21 protein-coding genes are annotated in these 25254 nt (G+C 68.1%); 3 read left to right on the top strand and 18 right to left on the bottom strand.

The window, feature by feature from the left end:
* Positions 1–5: 5 nt before the first annotated feature.
* The 3 genes from ACFSXZ_RS19250 to ddaH all read right to left on the bottom strand — a co-directional run bounded on the left by ACFSXZ_RS19250 (position 6) and on the right by ddaH (position 3147).
* Positions 6–791 carry a glucose-1-phosphate cytidylyltransferase gene (locus tag ACFSXZ_RS19250; protein WP_378266400.1) on the bottom strand — a complete coding sequence of 262 codons (786 nt, stop codon included), beginning with the start codon at positions 789–791 and terminating at the stop codon, positions 6–8.
* Between the two features lie 2 nt (positions 792–793).
* Positions 794–2017 carry a class I SAM-dependent methyltransferase gene (locus ACFSXZ_RS19245; protein ID WP_378266399.1) on the bottom strand — a complete coding sequence of 408 codons (1224 nt, stop codon included), beginning with the start codon at positions 2015–2017 and terminating at the stop codon, positions 794–796.
* 299 nt (positions 2018–2316) lie between these two features.
* Positions 2317–3147 carry a dimethylargininase gene (gene ddaH, locus ACFSXZ_RS19240; protein ID WP_378266398.1) on the bottom strand — a complete coding sequence of 277 codons (831 nt, stop codon included), beginning with the start codon at positions 3145–3147 and terminating at the stop codon, positions 2317–2319.
* A 73-nt stretch (positions 3148–3220) separates the two neighbouring features.
* Between ddaH and ACFSXZ_RS19235 the strand changes: the two genes are divergently transcribed.
* The 3 genes from ACFSXZ_RS19235 (at position 3221) to ACFSXZ_RS19225 (ending at position 6887) form a co-directional block, all read left to right on the top strand.
* Positions 3221–3667: an Lrp/AsnC family transcriptional regulator gene (locus ACFSXZ_RS19235; RefSeq protein ID WP_378266397.1), complete on the top strand. Its 447-nt coding sequence runs from the start codon at positions 3221–3223 to the stop codon at positions 3665–3667.
* 186 nt (positions 3668–3853) lie between these two features.
* The gene (locus ACFSXZ_RS19230) at positions 3854–5749 is read left to right on the top strand and encodes a 2-oxoacid:acceptor oxidoreductase subunit alpha (RefSeq protein ID WP_378266396.1); all 1896 of its coding nucleotides are present in this window, start codon (positions 3854–3856) and stop codon (positions 5747–5749) included.
* A gap of 76 nt (positions 5750–5825) precedes the next feature.
* The gene (locus ACFSXZ_RS19225; protein ID WP_378266395.1) at positions 5826–6887 is read left to right on the top strand and encodes a 2-oxoacid:ferredoxin oxidoreductase subunit beta; all 1062 of its coding nucleotides are present in this window, start codon (positions 5826–5828) and stop codon (positions 6885–6887) included.
* Positions 6888–7041: 154 nt separating this feature from the next.
* On the opposite strand, the gene ACFSXZ_RS19220 is transcribed toward ACFSXZ_RS19225, so the two are convergent.
* The 15 genes from ACFSXZ_RS19220 to ACFSXZ_RS19150 all read right to left on the bottom strand — a co-directional run bounded on the left by ACFSXZ_RS19220 (position 7042) and on the right by ACFSXZ_RS19150 (position 25242).
* A complete protein-coding gene (locus tag ACFSXZ_RS19220) occupies positions 7042–8367 on the bottom strand; it encodes a sunset domain-containing protein (RefSeq protein WP_378266394.1) in 1326 nt (441 codons plus the stop codon).
* 87 nt (positions 8368–8454) lie between these two features.
* The gene (locus ACFSXZ_RS19215) at positions 8455–9474 is read right to left on the bottom strand and encodes a polyprenyl synthetase family protein (protein WP_378266393.1); all 1020 of its coding nucleotides are present in this window, start codon (positions 9472–9474) and stop codon (positions 8455–8457) included.
* 116 nt (positions 9475–9590) lie between these two features.
* The gene (gene nuoN / locus ACFSXZ_RS19210; RefSeq protein WP_378266392.1) at positions 9591–11138 is read right to left on the bottom strand and encodes an NADH-quinone oxidoreductase subunit NuoN; all 1548 of its coding nucleotides are present in this window, start codon (positions 11136–11138) and stop codon (positions 9591–9593) included.
* 41 nt (positions 11139–11179) lie between these two features.
* Complete coding sequence (locus ACFSXZ_RS19205) at positions 11180–12727, bottom strand: NADH-quinone oxidoreductase subunit M (protein WP_378266391.1); 1548 nt, start codon at positions 12725–12727, stop codon at positions 11180–11182.
* 169 nt (positions 12728–12896) lie between these two features.
* Positions 12897–14819 (bottom strand): NADH-quinone oxidoreductase subunit L, encoded by a 1923-nt coding sequence (gene nuoL, locus ACFSXZ_RS19200; protein ID WP_378266390.1) that lies wholly within the window; start codon positions 14817–14819, stop codon positions 12897–12899.
* Between the two features lie 23 nt (positions 14820–14842).
* The gene (gene nuoK / locus ACFSXZ_RS19195) at positions 14843–15142 is read right to left on the bottom strand and encodes an NADH-quinone oxidoreductase subunit NuoK (protein WP_378266389.1); all 300 of its coding nucleotides are present in this window, start codon (positions 15140–15142) and stop codon (positions 14843–14845) included.
* Complete coding sequence (locus ACFSXZ_RS19190) at positions 15139–15957, bottom strand: NADH-quinone oxidoreductase subunit J (protein ID WP_378266388.1); 819 nt, start codon at positions 15955–15957, stop codon at positions 15139–15141. Before ACFSXZ_RS19190 ends, nuoK begins: the two co-directional genes overlap by 4 nt.
* Entirely contained in the window at positions 15954–16520 is a 567-nt protein-coding gene (nuoI, locus tag ACFSXZ_RS19185; RefSeq protein ID WP_378266387.1) for an NADH-quinone oxidoreductase subunit NuoI, read from the bottom strand. Before nuoI ends, ACFSXZ_RS19190 begins: the two co-directional genes overlap by 4 nt.
* Positions 16507–17802 carry an NADH-quinone oxidoreductase subunit NuoH gene (gene nuoH, locus ACFSXZ_RS19180; RefSeq protein ID WP_378266524.1) on the bottom strand — a complete coding sequence of 432 codons (1296 nt, stop codon included), beginning with the start codon at positions 17800–17802 and terminating at the stop codon, positions 16507–16509. Before nuoH ends, nuoI begins: the two co-directional genes overlap by 14 nt.
* A 184-nt stretch (positions 17803–17986) precedes the next feature.
* Positions 17987–20455, bottom strand: coding sequence for an NADH-quinone oxidoreductase subunit G (locus tag ACFSXZ_RS19175; protein WP_378266386.1), 2469 nt, complete (start codon positions 20453–20455; stop codon positions 17987–17989).
* Complete coding sequence (gene nuoF, locus ACFSXZ_RS19170; protein ID WP_378266385.1) at positions 20452–21750, bottom strand: NADH-quinone oxidoreductase subunit NuoF; 1299 nt, start codon at positions 21748–21750, stop codon at positions 20452–20454. The genes ACFSXZ_RS19175 and nuoF overlap by 4 nt, the downstream gene beginning before the upstream one ends.
* A gap of 40 nt (positions 21751–21790) precedes the next feature.
* Positions 21791–22555 (bottom strand): NADH-quinone oxidoreductase subunit NuoE, encoded by a 765-nt coding sequence (gene nuoE, locus ACFSXZ_RS19165; RefSeq protein WP_378266384.1) that lies wholly within the window; start codon positions 22553–22555, stop codon positions 21791–21793.
* Positions 22552–23943, bottom strand: a complete 1392-nt coding sequence (locus tag ACFSXZ_RS19160; protein ID WP_378266383.1) for an NADH-quinone oxidoreductase subunit D — start codon at positions 23941–23943, stop codon at positions 22552–22554. The genes nuoE and ACFSXZ_RS19160 overlap by 4 nt, the downstream gene beginning before the upstream one ends.
* Complete coding sequence (locus tag ACFSXZ_RS19155) at positions 23940–24692, bottom strand: NADH-quinone oxidoreductase subunit C (RefSeq protein ID WP_378266382.1); 753 nt, start codon at positions 24690–24692, stop codon at positions 23940–23942. Before ACFSXZ_RS19155 ends, ACFSXZ_RS19160 begins: the two co-directional genes overlap by 4 nt.
* 7 nt (positions 24693–24699) lie before the next feature.
* Positions 24700–25242 carry a NuoB/complex I 20 kDa subunit family protein gene (locus ACFSXZ_RS19150; RefSeq protein ID WP_378266381.1) on the bottom strand — a complete coding sequence of 181 codons (543 nt, stop codon included), beginning with the start codon at positions 25240–25242 and terminating at the stop codon, positions 24700–24702.
* Positions 25243–25254 lie beyond the last annotated feature (12 nt).

The following is a 25254-nucleotide window of genomic DNA, read 5'->3' as shown; positions in this document are numbered from 1 at the left end:
CGGCCTCATGCTGGAACCGCCCGCTCCCACAACGCCCACGGGCGGTAGCCCTGCGCGTAGTCCTGATCGAGTGCCGCGCGTTCCTTCACCGTGTCGGTGGGCTTCCAGAACCCGCGATAGGGGTAGGCGAGCAGACGGCCCCGTTTGGCCAGTTCACCGCATCCGTCGACGACCAGGTCCCCGTTCTCCGGGATGTGGTCGAAGATCTCCTGCCTCAGCACGAAATAGCCGCCGTTCTCCCACAGTGGCATCTCGTTGACCGCGGTGATCGAGCCGATCATGGAGCCCTCTCCCAGTTCCACGCAGTGGAACGACGACTGGGGTGGCACCACCATCATGGAGGCGCCGGCATCCCGGTGCGAGAACCGTTCGATCATCTCCGGCAGTGGGGCATCGGTGAGCACGTCGGCGTAGTTGGCGAGGAACATCTCTTCGCCCTCGAGATGCGCGCGCACCCGCCGCAGCCGCTCGCCGATCGGCGAGTCGACACCGGTGTTGACGAACGAGATCGACCAGTCCGCGATGTCGGTGGAGAGCAGCTCGGTCCGGCCACCGCGGAGCACGAAGTCGTTGGAGGCCGTCTCCTCGTAGTTGAGGAAGAAGTTCTTGATGTGATGCGCGCCGTAGCCCAGGCACAGCACGAACTCGGTGTGCCCGAAGTGGGCGTAGTAACGCATGACGTGCCAGATCAACGGCCGCGGTCCGACCATCGCCATCGGCTTGGGCGCGTCGTCGGCGGCGCCGTTGCGCATGCGCATGCCGTATCCGCCACAGAACAGGACGACCTTCACTCTTAGAGCACCTCCAGGCGCGGGATTGCGAAGACCAGCCTGCCGCCCCATTGCTCCACATAGGACAGTTGGGGAACCAGTTCGTTCCTGAGGTTCCAGGGCAGGACGAGGACGTAGTCGGGCCGGTCCTCGGCGATGCGTTCCGGCGGCAGGACCGGGATACGGGCACCGGGCGTGAACCGCCCGTGCTTGTACGGATTCTTGTCGACGGTGTAGGCGAGCAGGTCGCTCCGGATCCCACAGTGGTTGAGCAACGTGTTGCCCTTGCCCGGCGCGCCGTACCCGACCACCGTCTTTCCCTCGTCCGCGGCATCGACGAGGAAGCGCAGCAGGTCGAGGCGCACCTTGGTGACCCGGGCGGCGAATTCGGCGTAGCCGGACAGCTCGTGCAGCCCCGCCGCCTTCTCCTCGGCCAGCACCTCGGTCATCCTGGCGCTCGGCTCACCGGCGACCTCGGTGGGCCGAGCCCACAGCCGGATCGAGCCACCGTGCGTCGGCAGTCGCTCGACGTCCACAACGGACAGTCCGCCGGTGGCCAGCGCGCGGCGCGCCGATTCCACCGTGTAGTACTGGAAATGCTCGTGATAGATGGTGTCGTACTGGACCTGCTGGATGAGCGTGAGCAGGTGCTGCACCTCGATGCTCACCCAGCCGTCGTCCGCGACGAGTTCACGCAGCCCCCGGGTGAAGCCGAGCACATCGGGAATGTGCGCGTAGACGTTGTTGGCCACGACGAGGTCCGCCGGCCCGTGCTCGGCCCGCACCGCCGCTCCCGTCCTCGGGTTCAGGAACGCGGTGGTGGTCGGCACACCGTCCGCCCGGGCGGCCTCCCCGACGTTCACCGACGGTTCCACACCGAGGCACCGGATACCCCTGGCGACCACGTGCTTGAGAAGGTAACCGTCGTTGCTGGCCACCTCGACGACAAACGAGCCCTCGTTCAGCCCGAGCTTTCCGGTCGCGGTTTCCACGAAATTCCGCGCGTGGTCCACCCAGCTGGCGGAGTAGGAAGAGAAATACGCGTAATCGGTGAACGTGTCCTCCGGCGTGATCAACGGAGGAATCTGCGCGAGCCAGCAACCGGTGCACACCTTCAGGTGCAGCGGATAGGTGATTTCCGGTTCGTCGAGTTGTTCGGCGGTGAGGAAACGTTCACAGGGCGGAGTCGCGCCGAGATCGACCACGCCTGCCAGGCTTACCGATCCGCAGAGGCGGCAGGCGCTCATGATCGAAGTCTCCTTGACTGGGGGAACGTGGCGGGGAGTGCATTCGATGATTCGGAGCCCGCCCGGGCCTTGTTACAGTCCCGCCCCACCTAATCCTCAAGGGGGTCTGGGGGCTTGCCCCCTGCGGGGGTTGCGGGGGCGGTGCCCCTGCAGGAAATGAGACGCGTCACCCTGGGTGATCAATTCCGGGACCAACGGACCGGGGAATTGAAATTCACCGACAAACCGGGTTTGTGGTCCGTTGCCCGACACCCGGTACACCCACCGGTCACCGGAATTCGATCATTCGACGGCGGAGCCTACTTACGGATCTCCAGCGTGCAGCATTTCGGCCCGCCGCCGGACTTGCGGAACTCCGACGCGTCCACGAGAACGGGGAAATAGCCCCGGTCGGCGAGGCGGTCGGCCAGCGCGCCCGCCCCGGCCGGCAGCACCACGTTGCGCCCGTCGGAGACACCGTTGAGCCCGAAGCACGCGGCGTCCTCGGCACCGGCGAGGACCGCGTCCGGGAACAGCCGGGCGAGCACCTGACGCGACCCCGGCGAGAACGCTTCGGGGTAGTACGCGATCTGCCCCGGCGAACCCTCGGTGGTCTCACTGAGCACGAACAGCGCGGTGTCCAGGTGGTAGTAGCGCGGGTCGACCAGGCGCAACGAGAGCACCGGCACGCCGAGCGTCTCCTGTGCCTCGGCGTGCGCGGCCGGGTCGGTCCGGAACCCGGTGCCGGCCAGCAGCATCCGACCGGTCCAGACGAAGTCGCCCTCGCCCTCGTTGATCCGGGCGGGCATCACCACATCGGAGTAACCGTGCTCGACGAACCAGCGGCGGTAGTGCTCGGCCTCGGCCGCGCGTTGCCGTGCCCGGAACCGCGCGCCGAGCACGCGGCCGTGCACGACGGTCGCCGAGTTCGCGGCGAAGACCATGTCGGGCAGGCCGGGCCGCGGGTCGATCTCCTCGACGGTGTGCCCGAGCCGGCGATAGGTGTCGCGCAGTTCCGTCCACTGCGCCATGGCCGCCTCGGTGTCCACCGGCCGCGCCGGGTCCATCCAGGGGTTGATCGCGTATTCGACCGCGAAGTACCGCGGCGGGCACATGAGATACCTGCGGGTGGTCGGCACTCGAACCGGCATGATCCCACGGTAAATGCTGCTCGAACCGTCGACAATCATCCTTTCATGCGCGATCACGTGCTAAACATTGCGTGTGAACCCGATAGATCAGCGAATCGTTTCGTGCCTGGTGGCCAATGCCAGGTCGAGCTACGCCGACGTGGGAAAGGTCGTCGGGCTGTCCGCCCCGGCGGTGAAGCGGCGGGTGGACCGGCTGCTCGGCACCGGCGTGCTGAGGGGATTCACCGCGGTGGTCGACCCGGAGGCGCTCGGCTGGGGCACGGAAGCGTTCGTCGAGGTGCACTGCCGCGGCAACGTGGCACCGTCACGGATCCGGGCCCGGCTCGAGCCCCTGCCCGAGGTGGTCGCCGCCTACACCGTGACCGGCGCCGCCGACGCGATCGTGCACCTGCGCGCCGCGGACATCCACCAGCTCGAAACGGCACTGGAACGTCTCCGCGGTCTCGATATCGTCGACCGCACCGTCTCCACCGTCGTGTTGTCCCGGCTCCTGGAACGGCCACCCGTGCCCGGCGAATGACGTCTCCCGGTCTCAGCATCCGGACAGGTCCGGACGACCAAGTACCGTTGACCAAGGCAACCGTCCGGGCCGGAAAGCCACCTGTGACCCGAGGTCACAGTAAGTCGGATCACATGCCGGCATCGCGGGAAAATAGGCGAAGTAAGGTAGAGCTATCTGCGCCGCGAGAGAGGGATCGCCCAACCCATGAGCACGACGGCTAACGGCAACGGGGTCTTGCCCTCCACCCGTCGCACCGAAATCGCCAAACTGGATCGTGTCGTGATCCGTTTCGCGGGCGACTCCGGCGACGGCATGCAGTTGACCGGCGACAGGTTCACCTCCGAAGCGGCGGCCTTCGGCAACGACCTGGCCACCCTGCCGAACTTCCCGGCGGAGATCCGGGCGCCTCAGGGCACCATCCCGGGGGTTTCGTCCTTTCAGGTGCATTTCGCCGACTACGACATTCTGACCCCCGGCGACCGGCCGGACGTGCTGGTCGTGATGAACCCGGCGGCGTTGAAGGCGAACCTGGCCGACCTCCCGCACGGGGGGACGTTGATCGTCAACACCGACGAGTTCTCCAAGCGCAACCTCACCAAGGTCGGTTACGACTCGGACCCCCTGGAGGACGACACGCTGTCGCCCTTCCAGGTGCACCGGGTGGCGATGTCCACGCTGACCCAGGGCGCGCTGGCGGAGACCGGCCTGGGCAAGAAGGACGCCGAGCGCTGCAAGAACATGTTCGCGCTCGGGTTGCTGTCGTGGATGTACCACCGGCCCACCGAGGGCACGGAGCGGTTCCTGCGGGAGAAGTTCGCCCGCAAGCCCGACATCGCCGAGGCCAACATCCTGGCCTTCCGGGCCGGCTGGAACTACGGCGAGACCACCGAGTCCTTCGCCACCACCTTCGAGGTGGCGCCGGCGAAACTGGCGCGCGGCACCTACCGGCAGATCACCGGCAACACCGCGCTGGCGTACGGGATCGTGGCGGCCGGGCAGCGGTCGGGACTGCGGATCCTGCTGGGCACCTACCCGATCACCCCGGCGTCGGACATCCTGCATGAGCTGTCCAAGCACAAGAACTTCGGTGTCACCACCTTCCAGGCCGAGGACGAGATCGCGGGGATCGGCGCGGCGCTGGGCGCGAGCTACGGCGGCGCGCTCGGGGTGACCTCGACGTCGGGCCCGGGTATCGCGCTCAAGAGCGAGACGATCGGTCTGGGCGTGATGATGGAACTCCCGCTGGTGGTCATCGACGTGCAGCGCGGCGGCCCGTCCACCGGCCTGCCGACCAAGACCGAGCAGGCGGACCTGCTGCAGGCGATGTTCGGCCGCAACGGCGAGTCGCCCGTGCCGATCGTGGCGCCCGCCACACCCGCCGACTGTTTCGCCATCGCGCTGGAGGCCACGCGCATCGCGCTGACCTACCGGACGCCGGTGCTGCTGCTGTCCGACGGCGCGATCGCCAACGGCAGCGAACCGTGGCTCATCCCGGACGTGGACAGCCTGCCCGACCTCACGGTGGCCTTCGCCTCCGAGCCCAACGCCGCCGATGCCTCCGGCGAGTTCTGGCCCTACGTGCGGGATCCGCAGACCCTGGCCCGCGAGTGGGCCGTTCCGGGCACGCCCGGTCTGGAGCACCGCATCGGTGGTCTGGAGAAGGCCGACGGCAAGGGCAACATCTCCTACGACCCGGACAACCACGACCACATGGTCCGGCTCCGTCAGGCGAAGATCGACGGGATCGACGTGCCGGACATCGAGGTGGACGACCCGAGCGGCCAGGCGCGGGTACTGGCGCTGGGCTGGGGATCCTCGTTCGGGCCGATCGGTGCCGCCTGCCGCCGGGTTCGGAAGAAGGGCCTGCCCATCGCGCAGGCCCACCTGCGCTACCTGAACCCGCTGCCGGGCAACCTGGGCGAACTGCTGGCCCGCTACGACAAGGTCGTCGTGCCGGAGATGAACCTCGGCCAGCTCGCGCTGTTGCTGCGTGCGAAATACCTGGTCGACATCCATTCCCACACCAAGGTCGCGGGCCTGCCCTTCAAGGCCGAAGAGCTGGAACACCTGTTCACCGGCCTCGTGGCGGGGCGTCCATGACCCACCATGGCGAAGCTTCGGGTACGCGGGTAAACCGGATGTGGGTGTCCGACAAGATGGAGGGGGGAGCAGTCGCATGACCGCGATCGACCTGGGCATGCCCTCGGGTGGCCTGGACCTCGTGCCGACCACCGACGAACCGCAGAAGGCCAAGGACTACAAGTCCGACCAGGAGGTCCGCTGGTGTCCCGGCTGCGGGGACTACATCGTGCTCAACACGGTGCAGTCGTTCCTGCCGACCCTGGGCCTCAAGCGCGAGAACATCGTGTTCATCTCCGGGATCGGCTGCTCGTCCCGGTTCCCGTACTACCTCAACACCTACGGGATGCACTCGATCCACGGCCGCGCGCCCGCGATCGCGACCGGGCTGGCCACCACGCGCCCGGACCTGTCGGTCTGGGTGATCACCGGTGACGGCGACGCGCTGTCCATCGGCGGCAACCACCTCATCCACGCCCTGCGGCGCAACGTCAACCTCAAGATCCTGCTGTTCAACAACCGGATCTACGGGCTGACCAAGGGGCAGTACTCCCCCACCAGCGAAGCGGGCAAGATCACCAAGTCGACCCCGATGGGCTCGGTGGACACGCCGTTCAACCCGATCTCACTGGCCCTGGGCGCCGAGGCGACCTTCGTCGGCCGCGCGCTGGACAGCGACAAGAAGGGCCTCACCGAGGTCCTCACCGCCGCCGCCCGCCACCGTGGCTCCGCCCTGGTGGAGATCTACCAGAACTGCCCGATCTTCAACGACGGCGCCTTCGACGTCCTCAAGGACTCCGACGAGGCCGCCCGCCGCATCATCCCGCTCAAGCCGGGCGAACCGATCCGGTTCGGGCCCGAAGGCGAATACGGCGTCACCACGACCGGCTGGGGCGGCCTGGAAACGGCCAAGGTCTCCGAGATCGGCGAGGACAACCTCGTCGTTCACGACCCTGCCATCGCCGACACGGCCTACGCCTTCGCGCTCTCCCGGATCGGCGACCAGAACCTCAACCACACCCCGACCGGCATCTTCCGCCAGGTCGAGCGCCCCACCTACGACGACCAGGCCCGCGCCCAGGTCGAACAGGCGCGGTCGGCGAAAACCCCGGACCTGCAAGGGCTGCTCACCGGCAAGGACACCTGGACCGTGGTTTAACGAGCAAGGTGGCTTTACTACGAATAGGCTCTGCCTGATCGGCGGCCGGACGAAAAGCATGTCCGGCCGCGTGCGGCGGGCCTCCGGCGGGCGGCTAATGCGCTGAGTAGCTGCCGTTGCCGCCTCCGGCCTAGCAAAGCCACCTTCCTTCCGTTTAAGTGACCGGGCGGAAGCCGACGCGTTCGGCGTCGGCGGTGGTGCGGAACCACACTTCCGCCACCATCCGCGGATACTGGGGCGAGTCCTCGGTGCAGTACCGCAACGCCGTGACACTCGCCTTGACGGCGAAGTCGTCGGCCGGACGCCCGCCGCCGGGACGCGGCATGGCCGAGCCGGGCCCGAACGGGCCCGAGGGCACCGAGGCTTCGCGAGCGGAGCCTTCCGCGGACGCCTTGTCCCCGGAGGCCTGCGCCGAGTTTGCCGGAGTCACCGGTTCGAAGAGAGAACCGCTTTGGCCCCCTTCGTCGAGGAGCACCGGTTCGCGGCGTTCGATCGGCCGCATGGACGGCTCGGCACGCTTCCTCGGCGGCTCGAAGGCCGAGCGGGGCGTTTTCTGCGGCTTGCGCCGGGGTAGCACCTGGGTGACCTCGGTCGCCTCCTCGTTGCCTGCCGACTTCTGGTCCCCGCCGAAGGCGTAGGTGGGCGAAGCCTGCTCGGGGGCGGGGGTGTCGGTAGGGAACAGCGAGCCCCGCTCGGATCCGCGTTCTTCACCCGGCGCGTCGTCGATCTTCTTGAAGACCGAGGTGACGCCGGCGTCCGCCGGATTGTCCGGCTCCAGCACCGAGTTGAGGCCGACGAACTCGGTGGCCGGCGAAGGAAGCGGTTGAGCGTCTTCCTTGTCGGCACCCGATTTGTCCGCACCCGGCTTGGCCGCACGCTCCTGCTCGAACCAGGCGAGTTCGCGCGATTGTTCGCCCGCCTCGGGCTCGGGTTCGGGCTCCGGTTCCGGGTCGAACGTGGCCCAGAAGGGCTCGGATTCCGGCTGGTTCCGGTCGGTCGTCTGGGGTTCGGGCTGGTACCCCGGAGGCATCCCGGGTTCGGCCGGATACACGTCGGCCGGCTGAGGCTCGGGCCGATACCCCGGAGGCATCCCCGGTTCCGCGAGGTAGCCGTCGACCGGCTGAGGCTCGGCCTGATGCCGGTCGAACTGCGCGGTCGGCCGCGGTTCCGGCTCGAACCGATCCGTCAACCCCGGATCCGGCTGGTACACGTCGGCCAGGACGGGATCCGGCTGGTAACGATCGGGGAACCCGGGCCCCGGCGGGTACCGGTCGGCCGGCTGGCGCTTGTCCTCGACCGGGGCGGCCGGGCGCACGGGCCTGCGTGGCGGTGCGGAAACGGCCGTACGGGCTTCTCGCAGTCTTCTCTCGAGCTTGCGGTTACGGGCCTGGACGGGACGGACAAGCATCATCCAGGTCAGCAACACCCCGATCAGGAATGCCGCGATACTCCACAACCAAACCTGTCCGAAGATGGACATCCGTCAGGTCCTTCCTATCTGGCCGCGGAGTGATCACGCTTGAAGTAACGCTCCACGACACACCGCGTCAGGCGGCGGCGTCGATGGTCACTTTGTGCGTGCTATCAGGTACTCGGCGACCGATTCACATGCGTCCCGCGCGGCCGAGGCAGGCAACGTGGACAACTCTTTACTCGCCCGGTGAGCGTAGTCCGACAAGGTTGTCATGGCGCGGTCAAGTCCGGTTGAAACCCGCAACAGTCGCAGGGCCTCCTCGACCAGGTCGTCGTCGGTGATCGGGCCTGCCAGCAGTTCCACCAGCCTCGGCTCCGTGTCCGCGTCCGCGAGCGCGTAGAGCACCGGCAGGGTCCGCACGCCCTCGCGCAGGTCGGTGCCGGGAGTCTTGCCCGACTCGTGCGACGGCGACGCGATGTCGATGATGTCGTCGGAGATCTGGAACGCCGTGCCGATGGTCGCGCCGAACCGCCGCAGCGCCTCCACCTGCTCGGGTTCGGCACCGGAGACCATGCCGCCGAACCGCCCCGCGGTCGCGATCAGGGACCCGGTCTTCTGTGCGATGACACTCAGGTAGTGCCGGACCGGATCCTCACCGTCGGCCGGGCCCGCGGTCTCCCGCATCTGCCCGGTGACGAGTTCGGCGAAGGTCTCCGCGATGATCCGCGCGGCGTCCGTGCCCAACTCGGAGACCAGCCTCGAAGCGTGCGCGAACAGAAAGTCACCGGTCAGGATCGCGATGCTGTTGCCCCAGCGCGCGTTCACGCTGGTCGCGCCCCGGCGCATGGTGGCCTCGTCCATGACGTCGTCGTGGTACAGGGTGGCCAGGTGCACCAGTTCGACCGCCGCGGCGGCGGTCACCACGCCCTCGTGGTTGCCCTTGCCGAACTGGGCCGCCAGCAGGGTGAACAGCGGCCGAAAGCGCTTGCCCCCGGCTTCCACGAGGTGCGAGGCGGCCTCGTGCACCTCCTTGACCTCACTGCGGGCCGTCTCACGCAGCAGCTTCTCCACGTCAGTGAGCCCGCCGGCCAGCGTGCGCAGCAAGTGCTCATCGGCGATCCGCAGGCCCACGCTCGCGCGCAGATCCTCGATGGCCTCACTCTGAACCGACAACGTCCTCGCCCTCCGCACTCCGGCTACCGGTCGTCACCAGCGTAATGGGAAGGCATGGGCGGCCGTTCGCCGCTCGGTCCCGGACAAGGTGATCAAGGCGACAGCGTAGTCGAGTCTCAGAAGGCGAAGCCGCCCGCGCCCGCCCAGTTCAGGGCGATCGACGGGATGACGCCCAGTACCAGGGTGACGACCACGCCCAGAGTGATGGCGACCGTGGTGAACGCGCCCGGCACGCTCACGGTCGGTCCCTCGGGGGAAGGCTGCGAGAAGTACATCAGCACGACCACGCGGAGGTAGAAGAACGCCGCGACCGCGCTGAAGACGAGCGCGACGACCACCAGCGGCGCCATGCCGTCCCGCAACGCGGCCGAAAAGACCACGAACTTCCCGACGAAACCGCTGGTCAGCGGGATACCCGCGAGGGCGAGCAGGAGGAAGGTGAACACCCCCGCCAGCAGCGGCGACCGCTTCGCCAGACCGGCCCAGGCCGACAGGTGCGTCGCCTCGCCGGTCGAATCGCGCACGAGCGAGACGACCGCGAACGCGGCCAGCGTGGTGAACCCGTAGGCCAGCAGGTAGAACAGCGTCCCGGACAGGCCCTCGCCGGTCATCGCGATGGTGCCGACGAGCAGGAAGCCGGCGTGCGCGATCGACGAGTAGGCGATCATGCGCTTGATGTCGGTCTGGGTCAGGCCCAGGATCGCGCCGATCACCATCGAGACGATCGCCACCGCCCACATCACCCCGCGCCACTGCCAGCTCGTCGACTCGAAACCGACCGTGAGCACCCGCAGGATCCCGCCGAACGCGGCGACCTTGGTGCAGGCGGCCATGAACGCGGTCACCGGGGTGGGCGCGCCCTGGTACACGTCGGGCGTCCAGGTGTGGAACGGACCGACCGAGCCCTTGAACAGCAGGCCGACCACGAGCAGGCCGAGCCCGGCGAACAGCAGGATGTCGGAGCGGTCCGAACCGGCGGCGGCCCGCGCGATGTCGGCCAGCTTCACCGAGTTCGCGTACCCGTAGAGCAGGGCGAGGCCGTAGAGGAAGAAGGCGGAGGAGAACGCGCCGAGCAGGAAGTACTTGACCGCGGCTTCCTGCGACAGCAGGCGGCGGCGACGCGCGAGACCGCACATCAGGTACAGCGGGAGGCTGAGCACTTCCAGCGCGATGAACATGGTGAGCAGGTCGTTCGCCGCGCAGAAGGTCATCATCCCGCCGAGCGCGAACAGCGTCAGCGGGAAGACCTCGGTCTGCATCACGGCGGTCGCCTGCGCCTGGTCCTGCACGGTGCCGGGACGGATCGACGCCTGCGCGGCGAAGGCCCCGCCACGCTCGACCGTCCGGTCGGCGATGAGCAGCACCGCGCCGAGCGCCAGGGCCAGCAGCGTGCCCCACAGGAACAGCGCGGGCTTGTCCACCGACACCGCACCGGCCAGCGTGGTCAGCCCGGCCTTCGGCGAGCCGCTGACGTAGAGAATCAGCGCGATTCCCGCCACCACGATCGCGGTCAGGCTCACCACCACCTGGGCCGCCCAGCGCTGAGGCTTCGGCAGGAAGGCTTCGACGAGCACGCTCACGCAGGCCGCACCGAGGACGATCAGTACCGGCAGGACCGCCGGATACTCGATCTGCGGGATCGAGATCTGTTGCGCGAGATACATTCAGTGGCCTCCGTGTTCATAAGCCTCGGAGTCGGGGAAAGTCATTTCGCCACTCCTGCCTGGACGGCCGACAAGGTCGCGTCGACGGACGGGCTTACCGTGTCCAGCAAGGGTTTCGGATAGAACCCCAGCCCGATGATCAGCACGACCAGCGGCACCAGGATCGCCAGCTCCCGGCCTCCGAGATCGCGCAGGGACTTCTTCGCCGCGACGTCGGGCGCGGTCGCGGCACCGGGGCCTCCGGCGAGACCCGCCAGCGCGTTTCCGCGCAGCGGCCCGGTCATCACGCGCTGGTACAGCCACAGCACGTACGCCGCCGCCAGCACCATGCCGACGGTGGCGAGGATCGCGTACACCGGCTGTGTCGTGAACGACCCGACCAGCACCAGGAACTCGCTCACGAACGAGTTCGTGCCGGGCAAGGACAAAGTGGACAGACCGGCGATGAGCAACATGCCGCCCAGCAACGGGGTCGCCTTGGCCATCCCGCCGTAGTCGGACACGCGGGTGGAGCCACCGCGGGCGACGACCAGGCCGAGCACGACGATCAGCATGCCGGTGGCGAGGCTGTGGTTGAGCATGTAGGTCACCGAGCCGACCTGTGCCTGGCTGGTGAACGCGAAGATGCCCAGTGCGATGAAGCCGAAGTGGGCGATCGACACGTAGGCCACGAACCGCTTCATGTCCTGCTGTCCCGCGGCGAGGATCGAGCCGTAGAGCACGCCGATCACCGCCAGCACGAGCACCATCGGGGCCAGGGTCCTACTGGCCGCCGGGAACATCGGCAGGCAGTAACGCAGGAATCCGAACGTGCCGACCTTGTCCAGTACGCCGACCAGCAGCACGGCCACGCCGAACGGCGCCTCACCGGCCGCGTCCGGAAGCCAGGTGTGGAACGGGACCAGCGGTGCCTTGATCGCGAAGGCCAGGAAGAAGCCCAGGAACAACCAGATCTGCGTGGACAACGGAGCGTTGTGGACCACCGAGACCAAGGTGGCCCAGTCGAAGGTGCCCTTGCCTGGCACCAGCGCGTAGGCGCCGATCGCCGACGCCAGCATGATCAGGCCGCCGAGGAAGGAGTACAGGAAGAACTTCACCGCCGCGTACTGCCGGTTCGCGCCACCGTAACCGCCGATGAGGAAGTACATCGGGATCAGCATGATCTCGAACAGCACGTAGAACAGGAACACGTCGGTCGCCGCGAACACGCCGATGGTCAGCGCCTCCTGCACCAGGATCAGCGAGAAGTAGCCGGCCACGCTGCGGCCCTCGGGCAGCTTGTCGGCGGTGCCCAGGGTGCCCATCACGATCGGCACCAGGAACGCGATCACCGCGATCATGATCAGCGCGATGCCGTCCACGCCGAAGGAGATGTGCACACCGAAGGACGGGATCCAGACCATCGAGCTGGTCTCCTGCAGGCGCGCGCCGCCCGGTGAATACATCGTCCACAGTGGAATGATCAGCAGCAGTTCCACGAGCGCGAAGGCGAGCGCGACGCGGGTGGCGAGCCGGTCGTTGCCTTTCAGCGGCGTCAGCACGAGCGCGCCGACCAGCGGCAGCAGGATGAGGGCGAGCGGCCAGGTCATGATTCCTCGCAAAGCGTTGTCACGGCGGGACCGGAAAGGTCCGACGAAGGGAACACTCTGTGCCGTTCGTTACCAATCCGACCACAGCCACGGCGGACACGGGTGTCTACAAGCAGATCGGCTGCGGACCGTCGCCGCCTACTTTTGGTCGGATTAGTAACCTGGGCGGTCATGAGAACCTCACCAGAAGCAAGGCCGTGATCAGCACGAACGAACCGGCCAGCATGGACAGCGCGTAGGAGCGGACGAAACCGGTCTGCAACCGGCGAAGCCGCCCCGACCCACCGCCGAGCGCGGCGGCCAGCCCGTTGACCGCACCGTCCACCCCCCGGCTGTCGAAGTACACCGAGAAGCGGGTGAGCCACAGGCCCGGACGCGCCACGAAGGTCTCGTTGAACGCGTTGCCGTAGAGGTCCTTGCGGGCGGCCCGGACGAACGGGGACACCTCGACGGGCCGCTCGACCGGGGTCTCGCGCCGTCCGACCACCAGCCACGCGACGAGCACGCCGAGCGCGGCCAGCGCGATCGTGAGCCACGGGATGGCCGCGGCGGGCAGCACCGTGTGCGCGGACTCCTCCAGCGGCCCCAGCGAGGGCTGGAGCCAGTCGCTCAACCGGTTGCCGAGCGCGAAGAACGCGCCCGCGCCGACCGAGCCGATCGCCAGGATGATCATCGGCACGGTCATCACGCGGGGCGACTCGTGCGGATGGAATTCCTTGCCCTCGGCGGTGCGCAGGTCCTTCCAGCGAGCCTTGCCGAAGAACGTCATCAGCATCAGGCGGGTCATGTAGAACGCGGTCAGCCCGGCGCCGAGCATCGCCGCCAGCCCGAACACCCAGCCCTGCCAGCCCGGCTGCCCGAACGCGGCCTCGATGATCGCGTCCTTGGAGAAGTAGCCGGACAGGAACGGGAAACCGATCAGCGCGAGGTAGCCGAGCCCGAAGGTGGCGAACGTGATCGGCATGTACCTGGCCAGGCCGCCGAACTTGCGCATGTCGACCTCGTCGTTCATGCCGTGCATGACCGACCCGGCGCCGAGGAACAGCCCCGCCTTGAAGAAGCCGTGGGTGAGCAGGTGCATGATGCCCAGCGCGTAACCGAACGGGCCGAGTCCGACGGCCAGCATCATGTAGCCGATCTGGCTCACCGTGGAGTAGGCCAGCACCTTCTTGATGTCGTCGTAGGCGCAGCCGACGATCGACCCGAACAGCAGGGTCACCGCCCCGACGATGGCGACCACGAGCCGTCCGGTCGCGGTGTCGTTGAAGATCGGGTTGGACCGGGCCACCAGGTAGACCCCGGCGGTGACCATGGTTGCCGCGTGGATGAGGGCGGACACCGGGGTCGGGCCCTCCATCGCGTCCGGGAGCCACGCCTGGAGCGGGACCTGACCGGACTTGCCGCAGGCGCCGAGCAGGAGCAGCAACGCCATCGCGGTGATCGCGGCAGGCGGCGCGTGGCCGATGTTGGCGAACACGCCCGCGTAGGTGACGGTGCCGAGGTACTTGAACATCAGGAAGATCGCGATGGCCAGGCCGACGTCGCCGACCCGGTTCATCAGGAACGCCTTCTTCGCCGCGGTCGCCGCGGACGGACGGTCGGTGTACCAGCCGATCAGCAGGTAGGACGCCAGGCCGACGCCCTCCCAGCCGAGGTAGAGGGTCACGAAGTTGTTGCCCAGCACCAGAACCAGCATCGAGGCGACGAACAGGTTCAGGTAGCCGAAGAACCGGCGCCGCGCGTGTGCCTCGTTGCCCGGCCCGTCCGCCGTGTCGTGGGCCATGTAGCCGATCGAGTAGATGTGGATCAGCGAGCCGACCCCGGTGATCAGCAGGACGAAGACCAGCGACAGCGCGTCGATCCGGAACCCGAAGTCCACCTGGAACTGGCCGACGTTGATCCACGGGAAGAAGTTCTTGTCGACCGGGTCGCCGCTACTGCCGATGAACAGCACCAGACCGTACACAAAGGACAGAATGACGGTCGCGCAGCCGAGCAGGTGCCCCCATCGGTCGGTGCGCCTCCCGCCGGCCAGCAGGATCAGCGCGCCCAGGGCCGGGAAGGCGACCAGCAACCACGATGATGCGATCATTCAACTCTCCGTTGCGGGCGGTGCTAGTACTTGAGCAGGTTGGTGTCGTCGACCGAAGCCGAACGCCGGGTGCGGAAGATCGCCATGATGATCGCCAGGCCGACCACGACCTCGGCGGCGGCCACGACCATCACGAAGAACGCCATCACCTGTCCGTCGAGCCCGCCGTTGATGCGGGCGAACGTGACGAGCGAGAGGTTCACCGCGTTGAGCATCAGTTCGATGCACATGAACACCACGATGGCGTTGCGGCGCACCAGAACCCCGACGGCGCCGATGGTGAACAGCAGTCCCGACAACAACAGGTAGTAGGTGGGAGTCACTCTTCCTCCACGCTTTCGGGCCCGACGAGCGCGTGCGCGTCCGGCTCCGGTTCGGTACCGGCCACCTGTTTCCGCTCGGCTTCCAGCCGTGCGGTGGGAGTGGACTCGATGATCGCCGACAGCGACTCCTCGGCCACCGAACCATCCGGCAGCAAGGCCGGGGTGGTGACCGAGTGGGACGTGGCGAACACGCCGGGGCCGGGTTTCGGCGAGATGCGCTCGTACTCGCCGCGGAACCGCGCTTCGACGAGCTCCTTCTGGGTCCGGCGATTACCGCGCTTGTCGGTGAACGCCAGCACCATCGCGCCCAGCGCGGCGGTGATCAGCAGCGCCGAGGTGAGCTCGAAGGGGAACAGGTAGTCGGTGAAGATCGCCCGGCCGAGCCCGCCGGGCGTGCCGTTGGGCGGGGGCGCCGGGGTGACGTTGGCCAGCGCACGGGTGAGCGTGGTGGCCAGCAGGCCGGCGATGCCGACGCCGAGGATGCCGGCCCAGAGCCGTTGTCCCCGCAGGACTTCCACCACCGAGTCGGAGCTTTCGCGGCCGACCAGCATGAGCACGAACAGGAACAGCATCATGATCGCGCCGGTGTAGACGATGATCTGGGTGAAGCCCAGGAACGGCGCCTGCTGCACCATGTAGAGCACGCCGAGCGAGAACATCGTCATGGCGAGGAACAGCGCGGAGTGCACGGCGTTGCGCGCGAAGATCAGGCCCAGCGCGCCCGCCAGCGCGATCGGGCCGAGGACCCAGAACGCGATGGCTTCGCCGACGGCGACGTGCTGGGCCGCGGACGGCGCGAGCGCGAGCATCATCATTGGATGACCTCCTCTTTCGAGGTCTCGACGGTTTCCCCGGCCGGGACACCGCGTCCGCGGGCCAGCTCGGGACCCTTGACGTAGTAGTCCTGCTCGTCGTCGCCGAGGCGCATCGGGTGCGGGGGCTGCTCCATGCCGGGCAGGAGGGGCGCGAGCAGGTCCTCCTTGGTGTAGATCAGCCGCTGCCGGTCGTCGTCGGCGATCTCGTAGAAATTGATCATCGTCAGCGACCGGGTCGGGCAGGCCTCGACGCACAACCCGCAGCCGATGCAGCGCAGGTAGTTGATCTGGTAGTCCTTGCCGTAGCGCTCACCGGGCGAGTAGCGGGCGTCCTCGGTGTTGTCGCCGCCCTCGACGAAGATCGCGTCCGCCGGGCAGGCCCACGCGCACAACTCGCAGCCGACGCACTTCTCCAGTCCGTCCGGATGCCGGTTGAGCTGGTGCCGTCCGTGGTAGCGGGGCGCGGCGGGGGCTCCGGCCTCGGGATACTCCTCGGTCGCCACCTTCTTGAACATCGTCGAGAAGGTGACCCCGAAACCCTTGAGCGGATCAAACATTCCCATCGGAACTCCCAATCTGCGCGGGTTCGCCGGAGGTGCCGACGCGGCGGCGCTTCTTCTTCGGCGCCCCACGCTCCGGCACCGGCGGCACCTTCAGGTCCAGCGGTGGAAGGGGATAACCGCCACCGGTGATCGGCACCGAGTCTTCGTCCGCCACCTGTTTCGAGTCCACGCTGAGCGCGAGTGGGATGGCCAGGATGACGACGATGGCCACCGCGACCACGACCCGGAGGCCGACGTTGTCGATCGCGCGGAAGGAGACCACGGCCACGATCCACACCAGGTTGACCGGGACCAGGACCTTCCAGCCCAACTTCATGAACTGGTCGTAGCGCAGCCGCGGAAGCGTGGCGCGCAGCCAGATGAACCCGAACAGCAGCAGGAACAGCTTGGCGAAGAACCAGATCAGCGGCAGCCATCCCTGGTTCAGCGAGGAGTTCGCGCTGACGAAGGGGAACAGCCAGCCGCCGAGGAACAGGGTGGTCGCGAACGCCGAGACGATCACCATGTTGACGTACTCGGCGAGGAAGAACATCGCGAACTTCATCGACGAGTACTCGGTGTGGAAGCCGCCGACCAGTTCGGACTCGGCCTCGGGCAGGTCGAACGGCGCCCGGTTGGTCTCGCCGACCATCGAGATCATGTAGATCACGAAACTGGGCAGCAGCAGGTAGAAGAACCAGCCGTGCTGCTGGGCGTTGACGATGTCCCCGGTGGACAGCGAGTGCGCGTACAGCACGACCGCGACCAGCGACAGGCCCATCGCGATCTCGTAGGAGATCACCTGCGCCGCCGAGCGCAACCCGCCGAGCAGCGGATACGGCGAGCCCGACGACCAGCCGGCCAGCACGATCCCGTACACGCCGACCGACGAGCAGGCGAGGATCACCAGCACGCCGACCGGCAGGTCGACCAGCTGCAGCACGGTGCGGTGCCCGAAGATCGACACCTCGGGACCGAACGGGATCGCGGCAAGCGCGATCAGCGCGGGGACGGCGGAAAGCACCGGGGCGAGGAAGTAGACCTTGCGGTCGGCGCTGTCCGGGATGATCTGTTCCTTGAAGGGCAGCTTCAGCGCGTCCGCGAGGGACTGGAGATAGCCGCCCGGACCGACCCGGTTGGGGCCAGGCCGGTTCTGCATCCGGCCGATGGCCTTGCGCTCCCAGACGATCAGGAAGATCGTCAGGATCGGGCCGATCAGCAGGATCACGACCGTCTTGATCAGGATGAGCCACCACGGGTCGTTCGCCAGCAACTCGGCCCGGCTCAGGTGCTCCTGCATCATGAACCCGGTCACTGTTCCACCTCCGCGAGTTTGCGCGCGACCGCGATCGGTTCGCCAGGGCGCTCCGACCGAACTCGACTCGCCCTGCGCGGATGGGCGCCCTGCCGCCCCGATAGCGGGGCCTGACGGCCGGGGCGCGCGTGCTGGAATGGTTGACAGCCGCGCGTTGCCACCTGTGCGTCGTTCACTCGGCCCCACCTCCCTTGATCGACACCACGCCGCCGTGGCCGGTGCCGAGCGTCTCGCGCACCCGGGAACCGGGCGAGTTGGCGGGGAGCCACACCACGTTGTCGGGCAGGTCCGCGACCTCGACCGGCAGGGTGATTTCCCCGCGCTCGGTCGACACCGTCACGGTGTCCCCGATCTCCGCGGCCGTAGCGGCGGACAGTCGCGCGACCACCTCGCGGGCCGTGCCCGCCAGATCCGGCTCTTCTACCTGCAACGACCCCACGTCGAGCAACTGCCGCCAGGTGGCGAGCCGCGCCTGGCCGTCACCGACCTTCATCGCCGACACCGTCCCGCCGGCGACCGCGGCGGACGACGGCGGCGATCCCAGTTCGGCCTGGAGCGCCGCCAGGTCTCCCGCGGAAGCCGTGGGAGTCTGGGTGAACAGATCCGCGTCCATCTCCACGGCAAGGGTGTCGAGAACGCGGCAGTCGGAGAGGGCTCCGGCGTTCTCGATCCGCGTGTCGAACCAGCGTGCGCGGCCTTCCCAGTTCAGGTAGGTGCCCGACTTCTCGACATCGGGCGCGATGGGAAGGACGACGTCCGCGAACTCGGTCACCTCGCTGGGCCGCAGTTCGAGGCTCACCACGAAGTCCGCATTGGCCAGGGCGCGCCGTGCCAGCTCCGGATCGGGCAGGTCGCCGGGGTCGACACCGCCGACCACCAGCGCGGACAGCCGTTTGTCGGCCGCGGCGGCGAGGATGCCCGAGGTGTCGCGACCGGGCTCGGCCGGAATCGTGGCCTTCCAGCGCGATTCGACCACCGCGCGGGCGGCCGCGTCGGTGACCGGGTGACCGCCGGGCAGCAGCGCCGGGGCCGCGCCGGCCGCGATCGCGCCACGCTCGCCCGCGCGGCGCGGGATCCACGCCACCCGGGCGCCCGTCCGCGCGGACAGCGACCGCACCGCGGTGAACAGGCCCGGCACCTCGGCCGCCCGTTCACCGACGAGGACGACCGCGCCCGGCTGGGAAAGCGCCTGCTCGAGATCCGGCGCGTGCTTGGCGAGCCCATCGAGCGCGGCGGGCTCCGTACCCGGAACGCAGGCGAGCAGTTCACCGAAGGTCTTGCGCACCGACGGGGTCGTCCATTGTCCTAAATGGACCACCTTGAGCATGCGCTTGCGAGCCGCCTTGCGCAGCCGGAGGAAGACGATCGGCGACTCCTCCTCCGGCTCGAACGCCACGCACAACACCGTCGGCGCGTGTTCGAGGCTCGCGTAGGTGACCCCGTTGTCCGGGTTCGTGCCGGCCACGGTCGAGGCCAGGAAACCGAGTTCTTCGTCGGAATGGGCCCGCGCGCGGAAGTCGATGTCGTTGGTACGCAAGGCGATCCGGGCGAACTTCGCGTAGGCGTAGGCGTCCTCGACGGTGAGCCGCCCACCGGCCAGCACACCCGCGCCGTTGCCTTCGCGCGCCTTGAGCAGCCCTTCGGCCGCGACCCGGAGCGCCTCGGTCCATGAGGCTTCCCGCAGCGCTCCGGAGGAATCGCGGACCAGCGGGTGCCGCAGGCGGTCATCGGCGTGGGCGTACCGGAAGGCGAAGCGGCCCTTGTCGCAGAGCCATTCCTCGTTGACGTCCGGGTCGTTGCCCGCCAGCTTGCGCATCACCTTGCCGCGCCGGAAGTCGGTCCGCTCCGCGCAGCCCGACGCACAGTGCTCGCACACCGACGGCGCCGACACCAGGTCGAACGGCCGGGACCGGAACCGGTACTGCGCGCTGGTGAGCGCGCCCACCGGGCAGATCTGGATGGTGTTCCCGGAGAAGTACGACTGGAACGGCTGGCCCGAAGTGGTCCGCGAAGCCATGTCCAGCACGTCGGCCGTCTCGGCCGTGCCGATCTGCTGTTCCGCGCCGCGTTCCAGCAACTCGATGAACGGGTCACCGGCGATCTGCGCCGAGAACCGGGTGCAGCGCTGGCACATGATGCAGCGTTCCCGGTCCAGCAGAACCTGCGAGGAGATGGGCAGCGGCTTGGGGAAGGTCCGCTTGGTGTCGCGGAACCGCGAATCCGCGCGACCGTTGGTCATCGCCTGGTTCTGCAACGGGCATTCGCCGCCCTTGTCGCAGACCGGGCAGTCGAGCGGATGGTTGATCAGCAGCAGTTCCATCACGCCGTGCTGGGCCTTGTCGGCGACCGGCGAGCTCCGCTGAGTCTTGACCACCATGCCGTCGGCGACCGTCATGGTGCACGACGCCTGGGGTTTCGGCATCGGCCGTCCGCCCATTTCGACCTCGACCAGGCACTGACGGCACGCGCCCGCCGGGTCGAGCAGCGGGTGGTCGCAGAACCGCGGAATCACCGTGCCGAGCCGCTCGGCGGTGCGGATCAGCAACTCGCCCTTGGGCGCGATGACCTCTTCACCGTCGATCGTCAGCCTGACGTGCCCCTCGGGGACTTCGACGCGGGGCTCTTCGGGCGCCATCGTCATGAGTGCGCTCCCACCAGCTCGGACTCCGTGGTGCCCGGAGTCTTGTTGCTCTCGCACAGGGCCAGGAACTCGTCCCGGAAGTACTTGATACCGCTGACGACCGGGCTGACCGCACCGTCGGCGAGCGCGCAGAAGGAGCGGCCGAAGATGTTGTCGCAGAGGTCGAGAAGGGTGTCGATGTCCTCCTCGGTGCCCCGGCCGTCCACCATGCGCTCGAGGATCTGGTCGAGCCAGTAGGTCCCCTCACGGCAGGGCGTGCATTTGCCGCACGACTCGTGCTTGTAGAACTTCGTCCACTTCATCACGGCCCACGGCACCGAAACGGTCTCGTTGAACACCTGCACCGCCGTGGTGCCGAGCATGGAGCCGGCTTCCGCCGCGCCCTCGAAGTCGAGCGGCACGTCCAGGTGCTCGGCGGTGAACAGCGGGGTCGACGACCCGCCCGGCGTCCAGAACTTGAGCGGGATGCCGTCCTTCATGCCACCGCACAGGTCGAGCAGTTCGCGCAGGGTGGTGCCGAGCGGGGCCTCGTACTGCCCCGGCTTCTCCACGTGACCCGAGATCGAGAAGATCTTGGGACCGGGCGACTTCTCGCGCCCCATCTGCCGGAACCAGTCCGCGCCCGCGTTGACGATGAACGGCACGCTGGCGATGGTCTCCACGTTGTTGACCGTCGTCGGCGCCGCGTACAGTCCCGCGGCCGCCGGGAACGGCGGCTTCAGCCGCGGCTGGCCGCGCTTGCCCTCCAACGAGTCCAGCAGGGCGGTCTCTTCGCCGCAGATGTAGGCACCCGCGCCGGCGTGCACCGTGATATCGAGATCGAAGCCAGAGCCGAGGATGTCCTTGCCGAGGTATCCGGCGGCGTAGGCCTCGCGGACCGCGGAGTCCAAGCGGCGGAAGCAGTGCAGTGCCTCACCGCGCACGTAGATGTAGCAGTGGTGCGAACGCATCGCGTAGGCCGCGATGACGCAGCCCTCGATGAGGGAGTGCGGGTCCGCCATCATCAGCGGAATGTCCTTGCAGGTTCCCGGCTCGCCCTCGTCCGCGTTGATGACCAGGTAATGGGGCTTGTCCTCGTTCGGCGGCATGAACGACCACTTCACCCCGGCCGGGAAACCCGCGCCGCCACGGCCGCGCAGGCCGGCGTCCTTGATGAGCTGGACGAGCTGCTCGGGCGTGCCGTTCAGCGCCTTGCGGATCGCGGTGTAGCCCTCGAGCTGCTCGTAGGTGGACAGGCGCCACGAGTTCGGCGAGAGCCACCGCTTGGTGAGGACCGGAGTCAACGGATCAGCCATTACTTCTTCTCCACTGTCTCGTACGCGAGCGCGGTGCGGGTCATTTCGAACCCGCCTCGGGGAGTGGCACGTCTTCCATCACCGGTGCCGTCCACCCCCGCTCCTGGGCGAGCGCCGCACCCCGGAGGGTCTCCACCGCCTGCGAGGAACCGTCCACCTGGGACCGGTAGGTTTCCTCGTCCTCCGGGAAGAATCCGGCGAGCTGCAGCTCGACGCTCTTGAAGTCGGTCAGCGGGGCGCCGCGCGACGGGGCCGGCTTCTGGCCGCTCCGCAGGGCGTCCACCAGCTCGACCGCCGATTCCGGCGTCTGGTTGTCGTAGTACTCGTAGTTGACCTGGAGCACCGGCGCGAGGTCGCAGGCGGCAAGGCATTCCGCGTGCTCCAGGGTCACCGACCCCGGTTCACCGGGCTCGCCCGCCGTTTCCTCGTTGCCCACCCCGAGGTGCTCGGACAGCTTCGCGTAGATCGCGTCCCCGCCGAGCGCCGCGCACAGCGTGTTCGTGCACACGCTCACCAGGTGCTCGCCGCACGGGCGGCGCTTGTACATGGTGTAGAAGGTGGCGACCGCGCTGACCTCCGCCGCGGCGATGTCGAGGTGCTCCGCGCAGAAGTCGATGCCCTCCTGGCTGACGTATCCCTGCACCGACTGGACCAGATGCAACATCGGCAGCAACGCCGACCGCGCCCGCATCGCCCGCTGCTGGGCGTCGGCGCCCGGCCTGGCATCGGCGGTGTACCGCTCGACGAGCGCCCGCGCCTTCTCCACGACGTCGGGCCCGAAGACCTCGATCTCGCTCGTTGTCACCGGTCCACTCCCCCCATCACAGGGTCGATCGAGGCGACCGCGGCGATCACGTCGGCGACCAGGCCGCCCTCGGACATCGCGGGCATCGACTGCAGGTTGACGAAGCTGGGTTCGCGGACGTGCACGCGCAACGGCCTGGTGCCGCCGTCGGAGACCATGTGGTAGCCGAGTTCACCCCGCGGCGACTCGACCGGCACGTACACCTGCCCCGGCGGCACCTTGAAGCCCTCGGTGACCAGCTTGAAGTGGTGGATCAGCGACTCCATCGACTGACCCATGATCTTGCGCACGTGCTCCAGCGAGTTGCCCATCCCGTCGCTGGAGATGGACAGCTGCGCCGGCCACGCGATCTTCTTGTCCTCGACCATGACCGGGCCGGGCTCGAGCTTGTCGAGCACCTGCCGGATGATCCGCAGCGACTGGTGCATCTCCTCGACGCGGCACAGGTAGCGCGCCCAGCAGTCCGCCTCGGTCGAGGTCGGGATGTCGAAGGAGAACTCGTCGTAGCACGAGTAGGGCTCGATCTTGCGCAGGTCCCACGGCAGTCCTGCGGAGCGCAGGATCGGGCCGGTCACGCCGAGCGCGAGGCAGGCGTCCACGGGCAGGTAACCGACGCCCTTGAGCCGGTTGCGCCAGATCGGCTGGCCGGTGAACAGCTTGTCGTACAACGGAAGCCGCTTGTCCATCACCTTGACGAACTGGCTGATCTTCTCGTGGTAGTCCTCCGGCAGGTCCTGCGCGACCCCGCCCGGCCGGATGAACGCGTGGTTCATGCGCAGCCCGGTGATGTACTCCAGCAGGTGCAGGACCTCTTCGCGCTCCCGGAAACCGATGGTCATGGCCGTGGTCGCGCCGAGCTCCATCCCGCCCGTGGCGATGTAGACCAGGTGGGAGCCGATCCGGTTGATCTCCAGCAGCAGCACCCGGATCAGCTCGGCCCGGCGCGGAACACTGATGCCCAGCAGCTTCTCCACCGCCAGGCAGTAGCCCATCTCGTTGGCCAGCGGCGCCAGGTAGTCCATCCGCGTCACGAACGTGACGCCCTGGGTCCACGTGCGGTATTCGAGGTTCTTTTCGATGCCGGTGTGCAGGTAGCCGATCACCGACCTGAGCTGGGTGACCGTCTCGCCCTCCAGCTCCAGCACGAGCCGGAGCACGCCGTGCGTGGACGGGTGCTGCGGGCCCATGTTGATGACCATGCGCTCGTCGTGCTCGGCGTCGGAGAGGACGTCGTCCCAGTCGCCGCCGCTGACGTGGTAGACGCGGCCTTCGGTGGTTTCCCGCGATTCGGCGTAGGGGGCGCCGTTCTCCTGCTCACGCGGACGGGCGTGCCCGTTGGTGGTGTCGGTTCCGGTCGTGACGTCCGAGAGCCGGGGGTTGTCGCTCACGAGTAAGACCTCCGCTGGTCCGGGGGCGGGATCTCGGCGCCCTTGTACTCCACCGGGATCCCGCCGAGCGGGTAGTCCTTGCGCTGCGGATGCCCGTCCCAGTCGTCGGGCATCAGGATGCGGGTCAGCGCGGGGTGGCCGTCGTAGACGATGCCGAACATGTCGTAGGCCTCCCGTTCCTGCCAGTCGGCGGTCGGGTAGACCTCCACCACGGAAGGCACGTGGGGGTCGTCGATGTCCAGCGTGACCTCGAGGCGGATCCGCCTCCGGTAGGTCATCGAAGTCAGGTGGTACACCGAGTGCAGCCGCTGCGGGACATCCGGCCCGTAGTCGACCCCGGACACCGAGCTGCACAGCTCGAACCGCAGCCCGGCGTCGTCCCGCAGGATCCGGCAGATCCGCGCGAGGTGTTCGCGCTCGAGGTAGAGGGTGATCTCGCCGCGGTCGACGGTGATCTGCTGCACCGTTTCCGCCGGGATCCCGTGTTCGCCCAGCGCGGCGAAGAACTGGTCGGCGAACTCGTCGAACCAACCGCCGTAGGGACGCTCGGCCGGGGGCGGGATGAAGGCGGGCAGCCGCAGGCCGCCGAAGCCCGAGGTGTCCCCACTGCCGGAGACCCCGAACATCCCTTTACGGGCCCGGCCCGCGACGACGGGCTCGGCGGGCCGCGCGCCGCGTGCTTCGAGGCCGGACTCGGGGCGCTCGGCGCTCGACTGCTCTCCGCCGGTCACCGGTTTGTCTTCAGGCATTCGCGCATCACTTCTTCGCGTACTTGATCGACGACGGAACGAGTTCGGTGCGGTGACCGGCCTTGAGTGCGGCGCGGCGCGACCCCATCGGCTCGTCCTGGATCTTGGCGTGCAGCTTGAGAATCGCGTCCAGCAGCATTTCCGGCCGGGGCGGGCAGCCGGGCAGGTACATGTCGACCGGGACGATGTGGTCCACGCCCTGCACCACCGCGTAGTTGTTGAACATCCCGCCCGACGACGCGCACACGCCCATCGCGAGCACCCACTTCGGCTCGGCCATCTGGTCGTAGATCTGGCGGAGCACCGGCGCCATCTTCTGGGTCACCCGCCCGGCCACGATCATCAGATCGGCCTGCCGCGGCGTGGCGCTGAAGCGCTCCATGCCGAAGCGCGCGATGTCGTACCGGGACCCGCCCACGGTCATCATCTCGATCGCACAGCAGGCGAGACCGAAGGTGGCAGGCCACAGCGAGTTCTTCCGGGCCCAGTTGACCAGGCCCTCCAGGCTCGCCAGCAGGATGCCGTTCGGGAGCTTCTCTTCCAGGCCCATGACGGACTCCCT

Origin of the sequence: Amycolatopsis pigmentata, assembly GCF_042684065.1 — a bacterium.
Taxonomy (GTDB): domain Bacteria; phylum Actinomycetota; class Actinomycetes; order Mycobacteriales; family Pseudonocardiaceae; genus Amycolatopsis_E; species Amycolatopsis_E pigmentata.
Note: the sequence above shows the minus strand (reverse complement) of the source record. Positions and strands in the feature narration are given on the sequence as shown.